Below are 17,549 nucleotides of genomic sequence, written 5' to 3'. Positions count from 1 at the left end.
CCTTTATAGGGACGGGGTTTTTTTGTTGTTTTCCGATAATAAATGCATACGCTTTACCTAAATAAAAGGAGTGTTCAAAATGGCAGAAGTTATTAAGTTGAAATTTCCAGATGGAGCAGTAAAAGAATTTCCGATTTCTACAACAACAGAAGAAATCGCTCAATCCATTAGCCCAGGCTTACGTAAAAAAGCACTTGCAGGAAAGTTAAGTGGAAAGTTAGTGGATTTAAAAACTCCTATAACAGAAGATGGAGAAATCGCGATTATTACACCTGAATCAGATGAAGCACTAGAAATCTTACGACATAGTACAGCTCATTTACTTGCTCAGGCAGTGAAACGTTTGTTTAAAGATGTGAAACTTGGAATAGGTCCAGTTATCGAAAATGGATTCTATTATGATATTGATTCGCCAGAACCAATAACTGCAGAAGATTTAGTGCTAATCGAAAAAGAAATGAAAAAAATCATCAATGAAAATATTGAAATCGTTCGACATGATGTATCTCGTCAAGATGCATACGACAAATTCAAAGAAATTGATGATGAATATAAATTAGAACTTTTAGAAGCGATTCCTGAAAATGAACAAGTATCCATTTATGAGCAAGGTGAATTTTTTGATCTTTGCCGAGGAGTACATGTTCCTTCTACTGGAAAGTTAAAAGAATTTAAATTGTTAAGCATTGCTGGAGCATACTGGCGCGGAAATAGCGACAATAAAATGCTTCAACGTATTTATGGTACTGCATTCTTCAAAAAAGAAGAGCTTGCTCATCACCTACAAATGCTAGAAGAAGCAAAAGAACGTGACCATCGTAAAATAGGGAAAGAATTAGATTTGTTTATGACTTCCCAAAAAGTTGGACAAGGTTTACCACTATGGTTGCCTAATGGTGCTACAATTCGTCGTGTGATCGAGCGCTATATTGTAGATAAAGAGCTTAAACTTGGATATAAACATGTGTATACTCCTGTATTGGGTTCCAAAGATCTTTATGAAACATCTGGACATTGGGAGCACTATCAAGATTCTATGTTCCCACCAATGGAAATGGACAATGAGACATTAGTGTTGCGTCCAATGAATTGTCCACACCATATGATGATATTTAAAAATGGTATGCACTCTTATAGAAATCTTCCATTGCGAATTGCTGAGCTTGGAACAATGCACCGTTATGAAATGTCTGGTGCTGTATCAGGTTTACAACGTGTACGTGGGATGACATTGAATGATGCTCACTTATTTGTTCGCCCTGACCAAATCAAGGCAGAATTCCAAAAGGTAGTTGAGTTAATCATCTCTGTCTATAAGGATTTCGATTTAACAGATTACTCATTCCGTCTTTCTTATCGTGATCCAGAAGATAAAGAAAAATATTTTGATGATGATGTAATGTGGGAAAAAGCACAAAGTATGTTAAAAGAGGCAATGGATGAGCTTGGCTTAGATTACTTCGAAGCAGAAGGTGAAGCTGCATTCTACGGACCTAAACTTGATGTGCAAGTAAAAACAGCTATTGGTAAAGAAGAAACATTATCAACGGTACAACTTGACTTCTTATTGCCAGAACGATTTGATTTATCATATGTTGGGGAAGATGGTAAGCCGCATCGACCAGTCGTTATTCACCGTGGTGTCGTTTCTACAATGGAACGTTTCGTTGCATTTTTGATTGAAGAATATAAAGGTGCATTCCCAACTTGGTTAGCACCTGTTCAAGTTGAAATCATTCCAGTATCCAATGAGGTCCATTTCGATTTCGCAAAACAAGTGGAGGAAAAATTAGTTGCTGCTGGATTCCGAGTTGAAATGGATGACCGAGAAGAAAAACTAGGTTATAAAATTCGTGAAGCACAAATGCAAAAAATTCCGTACATGCTTGTTCTTGGAGATAAAGAATTGGAAGCAGGTAATGTAAATGTACGTAAATATGGAGAGCAACAATCAGAAAGTATTCCATTTGATGAATTCCTTGCTCGAATTCAACAAGAAGTTTCTCACTAATATTTTATGTTGACATGCCTAGTACAACATGGTATAGTTAATAAGGTTATTGAATACAAGTTTGTGGTATAAGAAGAGGCTGCCCGCTTCTCACCTGTTCGACACAGCAAGTCGTTGACTGGTAAGCACACGATCGACTGTAATATGTAGGTTGCTACATGTTCTTATATCGGCGGGCAGACATACATCTTATGTCTGCTCGTTTTTTTATTTGATCGAAAACGGCGTAAGTAATTCGTTTCTACGGAATTTATGCCCAAACCATGTATTCGCGACACTATCTGGAGGTGGATTGTTATTAGCAAAGACATGTATGTGAACGATGGCATTCGAGCTCGCGAACTACGAGTTATTGATCAAAATGGTGATCAATTAGGTTTAAAAACACGTAACGAAGCACTTGAAATTGCAGGTCGTGTAAATTTGGATCTTGTCCTTGTGGCTCCTCAAGCCAAGCCGCCGGTCGCTCGTATCATGGACTATGGTAAATTCAAATTTGAGCAGCAAAAGAAAGATCGTGAAGTTCGTAAAAATCAAAAAATCATCGTAATGAAAGAGGTTCGTTTGAGCCCAACAATAGATGAACATGATTTCCAAACGAAATTGAAAAATGCGATCAAATTCCTTGAAAAAGGAGATAAAGTGAAAGCATCTATTCGTTTTAAAGGTCGTGCCATTACTCATAAAGAGATTGGTCAACGAGTATTAGATCGTTTTGCTGAAGCTTGTACGGAAGTATCCACAATCGAGTCAAAACCGAAAATGGATGGCCGTAGCATGTTCTTAGTGCTTGCACCAAAGAACGAAAAACAGTAATAGAGTACAATTGTTTAGGAGGAATTCGACATGCCGAAAATGAAAACTCACCGTGGAGCTGCGAAACGTTTCAAAAAAACGGGTACAGGTAAATTAAAACATGACCGTGCTTTTGGAAGCCACTTATTCGCTAACAAATCTACTAAAGCTAAACGTAAATTACGTAAAACTAAAGTAGCTTCTTCAGGCGATTACAAACGTATCAAAACTTTACTTACTTACATGAAATAATAAGAGAAATTCAATCATTCGAAAGAATAGCAGGAGGTAATGAACTATGCCACGCGTAAAAGGCGGAACAGTGACGCGCAAGCGTCGTAAAAGAGTATTAAAATTAGCTAAAGGTTATTACGGTTCAAAACATACATTATATAAAGTAGCAAACCAACAGGTTATGAAATCATTAATGTATGCATACCGTGACCGTCGTAACAAAAAACGTGATTTCCGTAAACTATGGATTACACGTATCAATGCGGCAGCACGTATGAACGGACTTTCTTATAGCCGTTTAATGCACGGATTAAAATTAGCTGAAATCGAAGTAAACCGTAAAATGTTAGCTGACTTAGCTGTAACTGATGCAGCAGCATTTACACAACTTGCAGATGCAGCAAAAAAAGCAATCAATAAATAATTTATAGATAAAAAGGCTGATAGAGATTCTATCAGCTTTTTTTGTACAAGGAGTATCCAATGACAGAGATTATCCTAATATTTATTTTAGTAATGTCCATTTTTGCATTTTTCGTTATGGGATATGACAAGTCTCAAGCAAAAAAACATAAACAAAGAGTTTCGGAGAATACATTGTGGACGCTCGCTATCTTTGGTGGTGGAATTGGCGCATACATTGGAATGCAATTTTTTAGACATAAAACAAAGCATACCAATTTTCGCGTTGGCTTTTTAATGTTATTAATACTATATGTATTCTTGATTTTTTGGCTCTTGCAAAAAGACAGTCCTATTTTAACTTAAATGTATTCCGATGCTTACTTCGGGTGAGCGGCAAGCCTCCTGCTCTACAAAGGTACACTTTCATCTAATATCGTTTGATATTGGATGAAAACAAATTTCACAATCCAGACCTTGCAGGAGCGTAGCGAAGGCACTAAAAAAGTCCTCCAAGAGATTTCATAACAGTATGTGAACGACAAGTTGTTTACATACTCGATTTATTATTTTGGACCTGTTAATTTCGTTCCAGGCGGACGCGTTCCGCCGGCATGGCTTCAGCCGCTTCCCTCACTACGCTCAGTCCAGGGTCTTCAGCTCATGCACCTGACGCTTCGCTTTCGGTGCAGAAAACATTTGCTATTCCGGCTGGAGTCGCCACCTTCCACTCCAATCAACTATTATCCGCTTTTCAATTAGAAAACCATCATGCCATTAATAGAGCAAGTTTTTATGTTTTTATCTCATAAATTTTTTCAATTAGTATTTATAAAAAATCGTTGAAAAAGGCGACACTCCTGCGCGAATAGCGTTAGCCGAAGACCCCACAGCGCAGCGAGGAGGCTAAGGCAACGCCCGCGGAAAGGGAGCCGTTTCAACGATTTTCTTATTTATCGGACGACATTATTTAGTAAAGTCAAATTCTATAGACCTTTTCAGTGCCCTCAGCGTAAGGAAGGAAGTGTAGGTGCGCTACGTCAAATGGATGCAATGTAATTTTTCTGTTGTTTGCACTTTTAGCTTTCTTATTCCTCTTTCATTAGTTGTTCTATCGGGCTTTTCCAATTAATTTTAGCAGCTGGATAACTCATTTTGATTTCGTTATGTAAAAACCGAAAATCTTCTTTAGTAAATCCTTGCAACTTGGATGAATCTTTTGTCCAAACAAATATAGAAACGACTTCAAAAGCTTGGTCAGTAGTACCTAAATATTTTTCTCCCTCAAAAATTGCACCTTTATAAGTAATAAAAAAGTTTTTCCTAACATTTTTAATATCATCATAAAAATAGTATTGTTCCTTCTCGTAGGCCTCATCAAGTTTTCTTTTAGGATCAAACAAGTAACGTAGAATTTTATAAAAAACATATATAATAAGGGCAATTATAAGCAATCGTAGTATATGGACCATTTGAAATGTCCTCCTTGTAAAATACATAGTAACTGCTATACGATAGAAGGGGTAGTTTGGTTTCAAAATAATATAAAATTTTTGGAGGAAAACATGAATTTAGATAAACTTTTTACAATGCAGCAAGCTTTAGATCAATATATTCAGTCAAATAAACAAGTGAAAGAAGATGTTTTTGCGAAAAAAGGGCTCGCTTTGCTTGTAGAATTAGCAGAACTAGCAAATGAAACAAGATGTTTTAAATTTTGGAGTGAGAAAGGTCCATCTTCACAAAGCGTAATACTAGAAGAGTATGTGGACTCCATTCATTTCTTACTTTCACTTGGAATTGAAAAAGGATTTAATGATTTAAAAAGTTGGCCAATCGAAAAAATAGACGCCGATTTAACTGAGCTTTTTCTCTTAACAAATGAGGCGGTGTTATCGTTTTTGAAAAATCCTACAAGAATGTATTACGAAAAAATGTGGGTACTGTATGGAGCAATGGCAGAAGAACTTGGCTTTAGCAGTGAAGAGGTATTACAAGCATACATACAAAAAAATGAAACAAATTATGAGCGCCAGAAAAGTGGATATTAAGTAATTTTAATGAAACCAAATCAAAAGCAAACCGTAAAAATTACTAGAGTTATTAGTATTTTTAGGAGGTGTTGCCGATGAAAAAGATGATTAGCACAATTGTTTTATTCATTATGATGTTTTCATTTAGTGTCATTGCAGAGGCTAAATCCTATTCAATCGAATCGGTTCATATTAAATCATGGATTCAACCAAATGGAGATCTCTTAGTTAATGAAGTATTTACGTATAATTTTGACGGGGAATTTAATAATCTCAGCCGATCCTTCCCTAAAATACACGATAATAATGTAATAAACTTCTATGCTTATGAATTATCTCAATTAAAACCAGAGCCTGGATTTATAGATGATGCTACGCTCAAACAATTAAATGTATCAAAAGAGAATGGAGTTTATCGTACAAAAGTAAATAAAGAGAATCAACAAGTTTCATTTTTATATGTATATACATTAAAAAATAGTATAAAAGCATATGATTCTTATAGTGAAGCGAAAGTAACTTATTTTGAAGATGTGGATGCTCATGATCAGAATATTAATAATGTGACAATTGACTTCATCCTTCCTAGTACAACAGATCCCACTAATTTTGATGGTGTGCTTTTTGATAGGAATGCAAAGAAAAATGAAAAGTCACAGTATGGAATCCGATTTAACACTTCTGTTTCGGAAGCATACACCGAAACTAAAACAAGCTTTTTCTTCCCATCTTCTATGATGACTAATATGGAAAAAACGAAGGTTGCTATTCCTTTACAACAAGCAATAGCAAATGAAAAGCGAATACAGAAAGAAACGGAAAAACGTATTTCTTATATAGACAAACTACATGCAATTATTCCAAAAGCTACAATTGGTATACTTATTATCGTCCTTCTTCTTTTTTTATTACCACAAAGGCACTTTTGGCGAAAAGGATCAACTGAGGATGTTATGAATACAGATCTTTTATATTTATACTTTGTAGACCGGGTAGGTAAGCCACATCCTAAAGCTTTTTTAGCGGGACTATTTTCAATGGTAGAAAAAGGTGCTGCTACAGTTAGGCAAACAAAAGCAGCACTTCGTTTTAAAGAGGATTCTCATGCGCCAAAGGAAACACTTGATTTTCGATTAGTTAAAGGATCATTGGCTTCTTCTGATTTTGAGAAACAGATGATTAATTGGCTTTTTACAACTAGAAGTGGCTCTAGTAAATGGGCATTTCATTTACACGATGCTGCAGGTGCAGCTAGAAATAACAAGACTTCCAGTTATTTTCATGGGAGAGTAAAAGACTTTAAGAAGAATCAAATGAAATGGCATCGTTTAGTTGAAAGTGATTTAGAGGAAGCTGGAACATTTAATAGTAAGCTTCCCTTAATAATATTAAGTATAGCTACAATTGTTTTAGCTACAATGACAGCTTTTTCTTATTATGCAGATTTACGAAGCGGTTGGGGCATTGGTTTTATATTGGGACTAACATTTCTATTTCTAATTATACTATGGTTAAAAAAACGTTCGAATTTATTTTTTGGCTTATATATCATTATTATGTATTTCTCAACAACTCCCCTTGTTAATGATCAATTAGTTGATATTCTAGTGAATTTGTTATTAATGTTCACAGTTTTATTTATTGTACTGCCAAGAAATATATTATCTATGAATGCTGTTCGTGCAAAGGATGCGATACGTTCCTTTAAAAGTCGCATTAAACTAGGTATACCAGATAATTTAAGTGATAAAGAACAAGAAAAATGGGTTGTCAGGGCTTATCTACTTGGTAGAAAAAATGAAAAGAAAGTTTCTTTGCAGGAGATATCAGTTCCTCTTGCTGCTTTGCTTTTAACTTCAACGGATCCACTTGACTATGTTACTCAGTCATGGAAGTGGACTAAAGTAGCTTCATCAGATGGAACTTCGTGGGGAGGAGCTTCTAGTGGTGGAAGTGAAGGAGGGAGTGATGGTGGAGGAGGAGGAGCTGGAGCAGACTAACTAGTTAAATTTTGAAAATGCATACATTTTAGAATATAATATATTAGATAGATATTTAGGAGGTCGAAATAATGGCACAGCTGGATGAAACATTAACTATGTTAAAGGAATTGACAGATGCTAAAGCTATTCCCGGAAATGAGCGAGAAGCACGTAAGGTAATGGAGAAGTATATTGCTCCTCATGCTGACAAAATTGAATATGATAATCTAGGAAGTCTAATTGCCGAAAAAGTCGGCGATGCAAACGGACCAAAAATTCTGGTTGCAGGTCATTTAGACGAAGTCGGTTTCATGATTTCTAAAATAGATGATAAAGGATTTTTAAGTTTTCAAACTGTAGGTGGCTGGTGGTCTCAAGTCATGCTTGCACAGCGTGTTACAATTGTTACTCGTAAAGGAGACACAATTACTGGTGTTATCGGGTCAAAGCCACCGCATATATTAACTCCTGATGCTCGTAAAAAAGCGGTTGACGTAAAAGATATGTTTATCGATATAGGTGCATCTTCCAAAGAAGAAGCAATGGAATGGGGAGTATTACCAGGGGACATGGTTGTTCCGTATTTTGAGTTCACTGTTATGAATAACGAAAAATTACTTTTGGCTAAAGCTTGGGATAATCGCATTGGTTGTGCCATTGCAATTGATGTATTAAAAGGATTAAAAAATGAAAAACATCCGAATATTGTTTATGGAGTTGGAAACGTTCAAGAAGAAATTGGTCTGCGTGGGGCAAAAACTTCTACAGTAAAAGTTAAACCGGATATTGGTTTTGCAGTGGATGTAGGTATTGCAGGGGACACACCAGGAATTACTGCTAAAGAATCAACAAGCAAAATGGGAGAAGGGCCACAAGTTATATTATTTGACGCTTCAATGGTTTCACATAAAGGTCTACGTGACCTAGTAATTGATACAGCAGAAGAAAATAATATTCCATATCAATTTGAGATGATTCCAGGTGGCGGTACAGATGCTGGGTCTATGCATATTTCTTTAAATGGAGTTCCTTCTTTATCTATTGGAATTGCCACTCGTTATATTCATTCACATGCTGGAATTTTACATCGAGATGACTATGAAAATACAGTAAAGCTTCTAATAGAAGTCATTAAAAAGTTAGATCGAAACACTGTAAACCAAATAACATTTGAGTAATGAAAGAGTCTAGAAGGCAGAAAAATAGCCTTTCTAGACTTTTTTTATTATTATAAAATTTGTATTAAAATTCATTTGACTTTATAATTATTCACATTTATAATAAGGGTTACATAAATATACGTAAAAAGGAGTTTTTATAAATGAAATTACTAGAATGGGTTAATCTAAAAGTGGTTGATAGCTTAAAAGGCAAAGACCTGCTAACACTTTTGGATTACTCAAAAGAGGAAGTGAGAGAATTAATACAGCTAGCAGTAGAATTGAAAGCATTGACTAAGGCTGGAAAGTGTCCCCCCTTATTAGAAGGGAAAACTTTAGGAATGATTTTTGAAAAACATTCGACTCGTACTAGAATCTCTTTTGAAGTTGGGATGAAGCAATTAGGCGGAAATGGCATGTTTATGAATGCACGTGATCTACAGATCGGACGAGGTGAATCGGTATATGACACTGGCCATGTATTATCTGGATATTTAGACGGGATTATGATTCGAGCGAATTCACATGAAATGGTGAAAGAACTTGCAGAACATGCAAGTATACCTGTTATTAATGGTTTAACTGATATGTATCATCCTTGCCAAGCACTTGCAGATATATTAACGATACATGAGGTAAAAGACAATATGGAAGGTCTGAAGCTTGCTTATATAGGTGATGGAAATAATGTAGCTCATTCCTTGGTAATTGCAGCAGCTTATATGGGAATGCATATTGCAGTGGCAACTCCGGTTGGTTATGAAGCGAATGCTGACATTATTAATAAAGCAACAGCAATTGCACTGGAAAATGGAGGGTCACTTTTTGTGACAAATGATCCATTAGAGGCAGTTGTGAATGCAGATGTAGTTTATACAGACGTTTGGACGTCTATGGGGCAGGAAGAGGAAACAGCAAAAAGACTTGCGGACTTTAAAGATTTTCAAATTAATGATGAATTAGTAGCAAATGCTAAATCGGACTATATGTTTTTGCATTGCCTACCTGCTCATCGTGAAGAAGAAGTTTCAACATCTATTATAGATGGTCCAAACTCATATATTTTTCAACAAGCCGAAAACCGTTTACATGCCCAAAAAGCAGTACTTGCTTCTGTAATGGCATAGTAAACATTTTATAGAATTCAAGTTGACTTGACAGGGTTTGTCTAGCAGCTTGATAAGATTGTTTTGTATTTGTAACACCGTACAGTGATGTTGTCTGTCAAGATGGACGGCTTCATCACTACATAGGAAGAGTGATTCAGGAGACGCTGGATCACTCTTTATTATTTACATAGAGTAAACTATTTCTACTCAGTAAACTCAGGACACCCTCATCTAAAAAACGCGGTATGGATGAAGCAACCGCACTGTCCACATCAATCCGATATCTATTGAAAACAGGTATTACTTTTCATAGGCGAGATTAACGATTTTTTAGTTCTGTTAAATCTTAATTTTCCACAACTTCAAATTCAATTGATTGTTCCATATTATAAGTTTGTTTTGCCTCATCTGTTTCAATATAGAAATCTGTTTTACTAGTAATAACATATCTTCCTATCGGAAATTCTCCATCCATTAGCTTATTAACAAATTGAACGTGATCATCTGGACTGAATTCATTGTAACCACCAGAAAAACTATATGGTATACGTAAAGGTTCCCTTTTTTTTAGCGTTGAGCTGAGAAGTGGTGTATCCATTGCATACCCAAAATCAAAATTAGTATTTAACTCTTTCAACTCTAATATGAAAGGGGAACTAGCGTGATAAATCGTAATTTCATCACTTTCGCCAACATACTCCAGTTGAGCGTAAATTTGAAGGGGTTCGTTTAGTGTATAAGTATCTTTTTCAGATTTAAGTTGGAATATGAAATCATCCATAATGTCCTTGTTATCTTTTGAAAATATCTGTTCATCATCTTGTTTTGCAGTTCCGCAAGCAACGAGTGCTATTAGGATAAATATTAATAGGAAAATTTTTTTTATAGTGGTCACTTCCTTTCATTAAGGTTGCATTCTATAATTAGTCGTGACTTCCACAAACTTTGTTACAGTTTTTTATGTATATAATCCCATTAAAAAAGACTGACCCATCGTCGTGTTATCGGCAAATGAGTCAGTCATTATTTTGTCAATTATACTTCAGACACGGTAATTTTCGTTGTAGTAGAGCTTATTTTTTCACTTCCCTCAACTGGACGTTTAGACCAATATGTCGCGAGGATAGGACCAGAAATATTGTGCCAAACTGCACCTAGTGCACTTGGTAATGCTGCTAGAGGACCTAGATGAGCTGTAGCTAATGCAACACCTAATCCTGAATTTTGCATCCCAACTTCAATAGAGATAGCACGACAATCTAATTTGGAAAGACCAGTCATTTTCCCTGCATAATAACCTAAAAGGAGACCAGCCCCGTTGTGAAGAAATACTCCTAAGAATACCAAAAATCCAGCAGAAGCAATATTGTCGACGTTTCCAGCTACTACCGCAGAAACGATTGTAATAATCGCTAAAACAGAAATTAAAGGAACGACGTTTAAACTTTTTTCTACAAAAGTAGGTAGTATTTTTTTTACAATTAATCCAAGAGCGATTGGAAGAATAATTACTTGTACAATTGATTTAAACATCGACATAGGATCAACCGGCATCCATTGACCTGCCAATAAAAGTAATAATATTGGCGTAAGTAATGGTGCAAGTAATGTTGAAAAAGATGTCATCGTTATGGATAATGGAACATTTCCTTTTGCTAAATAAACCATAACGTTAGAAGCTGTTCCTCCAGGTACAGAGCCAAGGAGGACAAGTCCAGCTGCAAGTTCACCAGGAAGCTGTAAAATATAAGCAATAGCAAGTGCTGTAGAAGGCATAATGATAAACTGAGCAGCCACACCTAATAAAACTGGTTTAGGATGTGTTGCAATTAACTTGAAGTCAACAGCTTTCAACGTAAGCCCCATCCCAAACATTACTATTCCTAGCAAAATCGTAATATACTTTCCAAACGGTAAAAAAGTATCCGGAATTAAGAATGCGATAACCGCTACTATTATTACTAAAAAAGCAAAATATTTTCCTGCAAAGTTACTGATGGATTCTAAAACTTTCAATTTATTCACCTAAGCTTTCTATTTTTACTATTTTATTAGGATTTAAAATATTATTTGGATCAAGTGCTAGCTTAATCTTTTCCATTACATGAAGTGCTTCTCCATGTTCAGCAGCCTGATATTTTTGTTTACCTACTCCAACTCCATGTTCTCCTGTACAAGTACCATCTCTTTCTAGTGCATAGTGAACGATTTTTTCATTAAATGCATCAGCTTTAGCAACTTCTTCTGGATTATTCATGTCAATCATTAATAGAGCATGGAAATTACCATCTCCAACATGGCCTACAACTCCACCGGTAAGTCCGATTGCTTCTAATTCTTTTCTTGCAAAAATTACTGCACCTGCTAATTCAGATATCGGAACACAAACGTCTGTAACCATCATCTTTTTCCCAACGTTTCCGTGTATATAAGCATAGGCCAGATTATGTCTTGCATCCCATAGTTTCGTGCGAGCTGTATTGTCTGTTTCAAATTGAATTTCTTCGCAATCATGATCTTCCATTATTTCTTTTGTAAACTCAACATCTTGTGTTAATCCTGCTTCGTTGCCGTCGAATTCTAAAAACAGCGTTGGTCTTTCTGCATAATTTGTATCGCTAAAATGGTTTACTTGACGAATAGATTCTTCATCTACTAATTCCACACGAGCTATTGGAATTCCAGCTTGTAAAATAGAGGTAACTGCCTCTACAGCATTTTGGACTGTAGGGAAGACTGCTCTAGCAGCTGTTGTGAATTCAGGAATACCATATACTTTTAAAGTCAGTTCTGTGAAACAACCCAGTGTCCCTTCCGAACCAACAAAAAGACCGTTCAAATGGTATCCAGATGAGGATTTTGCTGCTAAGTTCCCAGTATGTATAATAGTTCCATCCGCAAGTACTACTTCTAAATCGCGGACTTGATCACGCATAACTCCATATTTTACGGTAGTTGTACCACTTGCATTTGTTGCAGCCATTCCACCTAAAGTTGCATCTGCTCCCGGATCAACAGAGAAGAACAGTCCGTATTTTTTTAACTCCTTATTCAACTGAGTTCTTGTTACACCAGGTTGTACTTTTACAAGTAAATCCTTTTCACGAACTTCTAAAATTTTATCCATCAACGAAAAGTCAATGGTAATTCCCTTATCGTAAGGAATGATGTGTCCTTCCAGACTAGAACCACGACCAAATGGGACAACAGGTACTTTTAAATTATTTGCTACTTTCATGATATTACTTACTTCTAAAGTTGTTTTTGGAAATACCACAATATCTGGAAGGCTTATATCATGATAGGATTCGTCTCTACCATGAAGTTCTCTAATTGTTTGATTGATTGAAACTTGGTCGTCTCCTAAAAATTCTTTTAAAGCAAGTACTATAGTTTCGATGGATGTGCTCATTTTTTTCTCCTCTTCACTTAGAATTAAATATAAATTAGAATTTTTCAGACAATTCCAATAGTGTAATTATCAAATAGAAAAAGTAAAATAGCAAGTTATAAAAATACCTTTTTTGGAAGAAAAAAGGGGTAAATATATTGCATATTAGTCTAAAAGTAGCTTAATACAAGGACAAATTCCCTTTGTGAATATTTTCGCAATTTTACTCAAGAAAATATATACAATAGCTAAAGGTGATGTTTAATTAACTTTTTGTTAATTTTAATTGACAATATGTTAAGTATACGTTACATTATGTATATAAAAGTTAACTTTTTGAAGAAAGGGTTATTTAAATGCTTAAAAATCGTGTGAAAGAGCTTAGGGCAAGATTTAGCTACACTCAAGGGGAATTGGGTGAAAAAGCCGGAGTAACAAGACAAACAATTGGGTTTATTGAAAAAGGGGAATTCTCCCCATCTATAACACTTTCTTTAAAGCTTGCACATATTCTCGACTGTAAAGTGGATGAATTATTTTGGTTAGAAGGGGAGGAATGGAAATGAAGAAGGATTTTCGGGTGCAATATCCACTTTGGCAAATGGGCTTTGCTTTGTTATTTCTATTATTTGCAATTGTAATTACTGGAGCAATATCTAATTTTGCTAAGGCGAATAGCTCGTTCACCTATTCTGTAGAGTTAGGTGCATTAGAAGGATTTATGGTGTTTTTATTGCTTCCTGTATACATTGGGATGGTTCTACTATTTGGTACAAAAATATCGAAATATAACAAAGAACATCCGAGAAACAAAATAACTATTTGGGGTATAAAACCAGCTGAATATATGGAAGATGATGAAGCTTGGCAAATGATTACAACTAAAGCAACCCAGAAAGTTTACACATTCTTTTCATGGTCATTGCCTTTATCCGCTGTTTTCCATCTATTTTTACCTGCATCTCAGCTATTGATCATTTTGAATATAATTGTTCTTTCCATGACGCAATATATTATTTATTATGTAAATATTCGTAAACATACAATGGAAGAAGAGGAAGTATAAAAAGAACCCGTGAAGAATCAAATTTTCTTCACGGGTTATTTTTATTTGAATGCAGTTGAAAGTTCATTTAGTACAGCGTTTTTCTTTGTATCATCCGCAATGTTCCACCATTTTTCAAAGAACACTCCAAGACCAGGAAGTAAATGTTCTTCTCCTCTTTGAATTGCATCCTCAACAACCCCTCGAATGTCAGTCGGAGATTGCCCTTTCATATTAGCTGATATTGCTTCTCGAATTTGAAAATCCATTTTTCATCACTCCTTGCAATTATCTTCCCCAAACACTCGCTTGCTATACATGAATTTGTTACTATTAAATAAAAAAGGCGGTTACATATAGATGAAACGAATTGAATCCACGCAAAATTCGCTAGTGAAACATTGGAAAAAATTATTAAGTGTTCGAAAAGAGCGCGAAAAAACAAGCGAGTTTCTAATAGAGGGATATCACTTAGTAGAAGAAGCGATTAAACAAAAAGAAAAAGTATTAACTATAATGATTAGTGACACAAGCGAAATCCCTGTGACTTGGGACGTAAACAATATAGAAATAGTAGAAATTAATGATGTTATTAAAAAAGAACTTGCAGAAACAGAGCATACACAAGGTATATTTGCTCATTGTAAGCAGCAAACTGTGAAAGAGGAAGAGCATGCCAATTGGAAGCGAATTTTGTTAATTGATGCAGTTCAAGACCCTGGGAATATTGGTACAATGATCCGTACAGCAGATGCTGCTGGAATCGATGCAGTAATTTTAGGTAAAGGATCTGCGGATGCATATAATCCAAAGACGCTAAGATCAGCACAAGGCTCTCATTTTCATATACCGATTTTAAAAGGTGACTTGCATTATTGGGTAGAGCAATTAAAAAAACGTCAGATTCCCGTTTTCGGTACTGCATTTGAAAACTCAACACCATTCCATAAAGTTGAGAAAAGTGATTCTTTTGCTTTAATTGTTGGAAATGAAGGAAGCGGCATTAACAAAGAGCTATTAGAGCAGACTGATCAAAATATTATAGTGCCCCTTTTAGGACAAGCCGAATCATTAAATGTGGCGGTTGCAACAGGAATACTGTTGTACGGATTGTCATTATAGTTCACAAATGAGCAACATTGTTGCGAGTAAGGGATTACGCTAGAAATTAGCGTTCTGGCGTTTCGCTTTCCGCGGGCGTTGCCTTAGCCTCCTAGGCCAACACGATGTTGGTCATGCAATCGTTTCCGCAAAAGTTCTTTTGCGACGAGCTTTGCGCAGGAGCAGGATGCGGCGAGCTTAGATTGCCTTCCACACAACTGCGGGGTCTTCGGCTAACGCTATTTCCGCAGGAGTCTCACACCACCACGCTAAATCCAATAAATGGTTGAACGAGACAATACTCGCTATGAACGCGACAAACCGACCTATAAACACGACAACATTTCTTATAAAAAAGCTTTAACTTGGCATGAGATGCTATTTTCTAATTAGCTTTTATATATATTGCACGTATGAAAAGAAATGTAGCGAGTATGGTAGTCTATGTTGAGAAAAATGCTCTGGAATGTTGTGCGTAATTATGTAATTTGTAAAAAAATGATTTTAACTAAATTACTGCTAGTAAGACGTTGATAAATCTAATGATCTATCCCATTTTGCTATTGATTAACCAGCAAGTTCCATTGATTTTCACAGCAGGCGGAGACTCCAGCGGGACGAGTGAGACAGATGAGTCATCACAACGAACGCGTAGCGGCGGTGATGGCTCATCGCTCACCCCGCGGAAAGCGTCCGACTGCTGCGAAATACCTAAAGGGCACTTCTTTAAGACGTATTTTATCTAGTATGCGCAACATTATGGTTCAGTTGCGTATAATATAAAAAAGTCACACTTGATGAAACGTTTAAAACTCCGTATAATAGAATATAATTTGATAAATAAAAAAGCTGTCATCGGGAAAAGTATATATGACGATTCGAATAAAGGAATTTTACACCTTGACTGAAAGTGTAATTGGAGAATGCATATAGAAGTTCACCCCGTTAGCTGCCACCGGGACCAGCAATTGCTGTAAAGGTGTGCCGGTGTAGAACCGTTAGTCGAATTGAGTGATTGTACGTTTTTTGTACAATAATCAGGGTGGTACCGCGAAATTAGTCCTCGTCCCTTTTATAGGGGCGGGGTTTTTATTTTGTCAAAATTTCAATTAGCGGAAACATGCATGCCTTCGGCGGAGGGCACAGATTTTGTAAAGGAGTTCATCGAGCGGGCTCGATGCAAAATCTGGACTCTAATACGCCAAGGCGAATTTGATTAAGGAGAGATCATAAAACATGGAAGCACAACTTCAACAATTAAAAGAAGAAGCTTTGCAAAAAATTGAAGCTTCACAAAATGTAAAAGAATTAAATGATGTACGTGTTGCATACCTAGGGAAAAAAGGACCAATTACGGATTTATTAAAAGGAATGGGTAAACTTCCTGCAGATGAACGTCCAAAAATGGGAGCTCTAGTAAATGTTGTTCGAGAAGAAGTAACCGAAGTATTAGAAGCTCGGATGACACTCCTTCAAGAGCAAGCAATTCTAGAGCAATTAGAAAAAGAATCTATTGATGTTACATTACCAGGTCGCCCAGTTAAAACTGGGAATCATCATCCTTTAACACGAGTGGTAGAAGAGATTGAGGACTTATTTATCAGCATGGGTTATGAAATTGCCGAAGGTCCAGAAGTGGAAAAGGATTACTACAACTTTGAAGCTTTGAACTTGCCAAAAGGACATCCAGCTCGTGATATGCAAGACTCTTTTTATATTTCAGAAGATATTCTTCTTCGTACACATACATCACCTGTGCAAGCTCGGACAATGGAAGCAAAAGAAGGCAAGCCAATTAAAATTATTTGTCCAGGTAAAGTGTATCGTCGAGATAATGATGATGCGACTCATTCACATCAATTCACTCAAATTGAGGGATTGGTAATAGGTGAAAATATTCGAATGAGTGACTTAAAAGGTACACTTTCTGTTTTTGCGAAAAAAATGTTCGGAGAGGATAGAGAAATCCGTCTACGTCCAAGTTTCTTCCCATTTACAGAGCCATCTGTTGAAATGGATATTTCTTGCTTCAAGTGTGGTGGTAGTGGCTGTAACGTGTGTAAAAAAACAGGTTGGATTGAGATTTTAGGTGCTGGTATGGTGCATCCGAATGTCCTTGAAATGGCTGGATATGATTCGAAAAAGCTTTCAGGTTTTGCATTTGGTATGGGCCCAGAACGTATTGCTATGTTGAAATATGGAGTGGAAGATATTCGTCATTTCTATACGAATGATGTGCGTTTCTTATCGCAATTCCACCGAACAGAAGTGTAAGGAGGAAATGAC

The 17,549-nt window shown here is 36.1% G+C and carries 18 protein-coding genes and 1 other annotated feature; of the genes, 13 read left to right on the top strand and 5 right to left on the bottom strand.

Going from position 1 to position 17,549, the window contains the following annotated elements; translation table 11 throughout:
* Positions 1–79 precede the first annotated feature (79 nt).
* The 5 genes from thrS to P2Q73_RS13980 all read left to right on the top strand — a co-directional run bounded on the left by thrS (position 80) and on the right by P2Q73_RS13980 (position 3,808).
* Positions 80–2,011: a threonine--tRNA ligase gene (gene thrS / locus P2Q73_RS14000; protein WP_275788273.1), complete on the top strand. Its 1,932-nt coding sequence runs from the start codon at positions 80–82 to the stop codon at positions 2,009–2,011.
* Between the two features lie 252 nt (positions 2,012–2,263).
* On the top strand, positions 2,264–2,827 hold the full coding sequence (gene infC, locus P2Q73_RS13995; protein ID WP_082355151.1) for a translation initiation factor IF-3: 564 nt from the start codon (positions 2,264–2,266) through the stop codon (positions 2,825–2,827).
* A 30-nt stretch (positions 2,828–2,857) separates the two neighbouring features.
* Entirely contained in the window at positions 2,858–3,058 is a 201-nt protein-coding gene (rpmI, locus tag P2Q73_RS13990; protein ID WP_053588661.1) for a 50S ribosomal protein L35, read from the top strand.
* Positions 3,059–3,104: 46 nt separating this feature from the next.
* Entirely contained in the window at positions 3,105–3,464 is a 360-nt protein-coding gene (gene rplT / locus P2Q73_RS13985) for a 50S ribosomal protein L20 (RefSeq protein WP_053588662.1), read from the top strand.
* Between the two features lie 59 nt (positions 3,465–3,523).
* On the top strand, positions 3,524–3,808 hold the full coding sequence (locus P2Q73_RS13980) for a DUF1294 domain-containing protein (RefSeq protein ID WP_275788269.1): 285 nt from the start codon (positions 3,524–3,526) through the stop codon (positions 3,806–3,808).
* A gap of 722 nt (positions 3,809–4,530) precedes the next feature.
* On the opposite strand, the gene P2Q73_RS13975 is transcribed toward P2Q73_RS13980, so the two are convergent.
* Complete coding sequence (locus P2Q73_RS13975; RefSeq protein ID WP_053588664.1) at positions 4,531–4,914, bottom strand: hypothetical protein; 384 nt, start codon at positions 4,912–4,914, stop codon at positions 4,531–4,533.
* 93 nt (positions 4,915–5,007) lie between these two features.
* Between P2Q73_RS13975 and P2Q73_RS13970 the strand changes: the two genes are divergently transcribed.
* From P2Q73_RS13970 to argF, 4 genes are all read left to right on the top strand, one after another.
* Positions 5,008–5,493, top strand: coding sequence for a dUTP diphosphatase (locus P2Q73_RS13970; RefSeq protein ID WP_275788267.1), 486 nt, complete (start codon positions 5,008–5,010; stop codon positions 5,491–5,493).
* Positions 5,494–5,570: 77 nt separating this feature from the next.
* Positions 5,571–7,475: a DUF2207 domain-containing protein gene (locus tag P2Q73_RS13965; RefSeq protein WP_275788265.1), complete on the top strand. Its 1,905-nt coding sequence runs from the start codon at positions 5,571–5,573 to the stop codon at positions 7,473–7,475.
* A 71-nt stretch (positions 7,476–7,546) separates the two neighbouring features.
* On the top strand, positions 7,547–8,635 hold the full coding sequence (locus tag P2Q73_RS13960) for a M42 family metallopeptidase (RefSeq protein ID WP_275788264.1): 1,089 nt from the start codon (positions 7,547–7,549) through the stop codon (positions 8,633–8,635).
* A gap of 143 nt (positions 8,636–8,778) precedes the next feature.
* Positions 8,779–9,744: an ornithine carbamoyltransferase gene (gene argF, locus P2Q73_RS13955; RefSeq protein WP_275788261.1), complete on the top strand. Its 966-nt coding sequence runs from the start codon at positions 8,779–8,781 to the stop codon at positions 9,742–9,744.
* Positions 9,745–10,072: 328 nt separating this feature from the next.
* Here argF and P2Q73_RS13950 read toward each other — a convergent pair whose 3' ends face one another.
* The 3 genes from P2Q73_RS13950 to P2Q73_RS13940 form a co-directional block, all read right to left on the bottom strand.
* Positions 10,073–10,621: a hypothetical protein gene (locus tag P2Q73_RS13950; protein WP_275788259.1), complete on the bottom strand. Its 549-nt coding sequence runs from the start codon at positions 10,619–10,621 to the stop codon at positions 10,073–10,075.
* A 140-nt stretch (positions 10,622–10,761) separates the two neighbouring features.
* Positions 10,762–11,742: a bile acid:sodium symporter family protein gene (locus P2Q73_RS13945; RefSeq protein WP_056833048.1), complete on the bottom strand. Its 981-nt coding sequence runs from the start codon at positions 11,740–11,742 to the stop codon at positions 10,762–10,764.
* 1 nt (position 11,743) lies between these two features.
* Positions 11,744–13,138 carry an FAD-binding oxidoreductase gene (locus P2Q73_RS13940; RefSeq protein WP_056833049.1) on the bottom strand — a complete coding sequence of 465 codons (1,395 nt, stop codon included), beginning with the start codon at positions 13,136–13,138 and terminating at the stop codon, positions 11,744–11,746.
* 335 nt (positions 13,139–13,473) lie between these two features.
* On the opposite strand from P2Q73_RS13940, the gene P2Q73_RS13935 reads away from it, so the two are divergent.
* Both P2Q73_RS13935 and P2Q73_RS13930 read left to right on the top strand, forming a co-directional pair.
* The gene (locus P2Q73_RS13935; RefSeq protein ID WP_053588672.1) at positions 13,474–13,683 is read left to right on the top strand and encodes a helix-turn-helix transcriptional regulator; all 210 of its coding nucleotides are present in this window, start codon (positions 13,474–13,476) and stop codon (positions 13,681–13,683) included.
* Entirely contained in the window at positions 13,680–14,183 is a 504-nt protein-coding gene (locus P2Q73_RS13930; RefSeq protein WP_275788253.1) for a hypothetical protein, read from the top strand. The genes P2Q73_RS13935 and P2Q73_RS13930 overlap by 4 nt, the downstream gene beginning before the upstream one ends.
* 41 nt (positions 14,184–14,224) lie before the next feature.
* Here the strand turns inward: P2Q73_RS13930 and sspI are convergent, their stop codons facing one another.
* A complete protein-coding gene (sspI, locus tag P2Q73_RS13925) occupies positions 14,225–14,431 on the bottom strand; it encodes a small acid-soluble spore protein SspI (protein ID WP_053588674.1) in 207 nt (68 codons plus the stop codon).
* 91 nt (positions 14,432–14,522) lie between these two features.
* Here sspI and P2Q73_RS13920 point away from each other — a divergent pair, with 91 nt between their 5' ends.
* A complete protein-coding gene (locus P2Q73_RS13920; RefSeq protein ID WP_275788249.1) occupies positions 14,523–15,284 on the top strand; it encodes a TrmH family RNA methyltransferase in 762 nt (253 codons plus the stop codon).
* A gap of 821 nt (positions 15,285–16,105) precedes the next feature.
* Positions 16,106–16,337 (top strand) — a binding site (T-box leader).
* 162 nt (positions 16,338–16,499) lie between these two features.
* The gene (gene pheS / locus P2Q73_RS13915) at positions 16,500–17,537 is read left to right on the top strand and encodes a phenylalanine--tRNA ligase subunit alpha (RefSeq protein WP_275788246.1); all 1,038 of its coding nucleotides are present in this window, start codon (positions 16,500–16,502) and stop codon (positions 17,535–17,537) included.
* Positions 17,538–17,549: the final 12 nt, after the last annotated feature.

Origin of the sequence: Bacillus sp. Cr_A10, from assembly GCF_029222665.1 — a bacterium.
Classification (GTDB): Bacteria; Bacillota; Bacilli; order Bacillales_A; family Planococcaceae; genus Psychrobacillus.
Note: the sequence above shows the minus strand (reverse complement) of the source record. Positions and strands in the feature narration are given on the sequence as shown.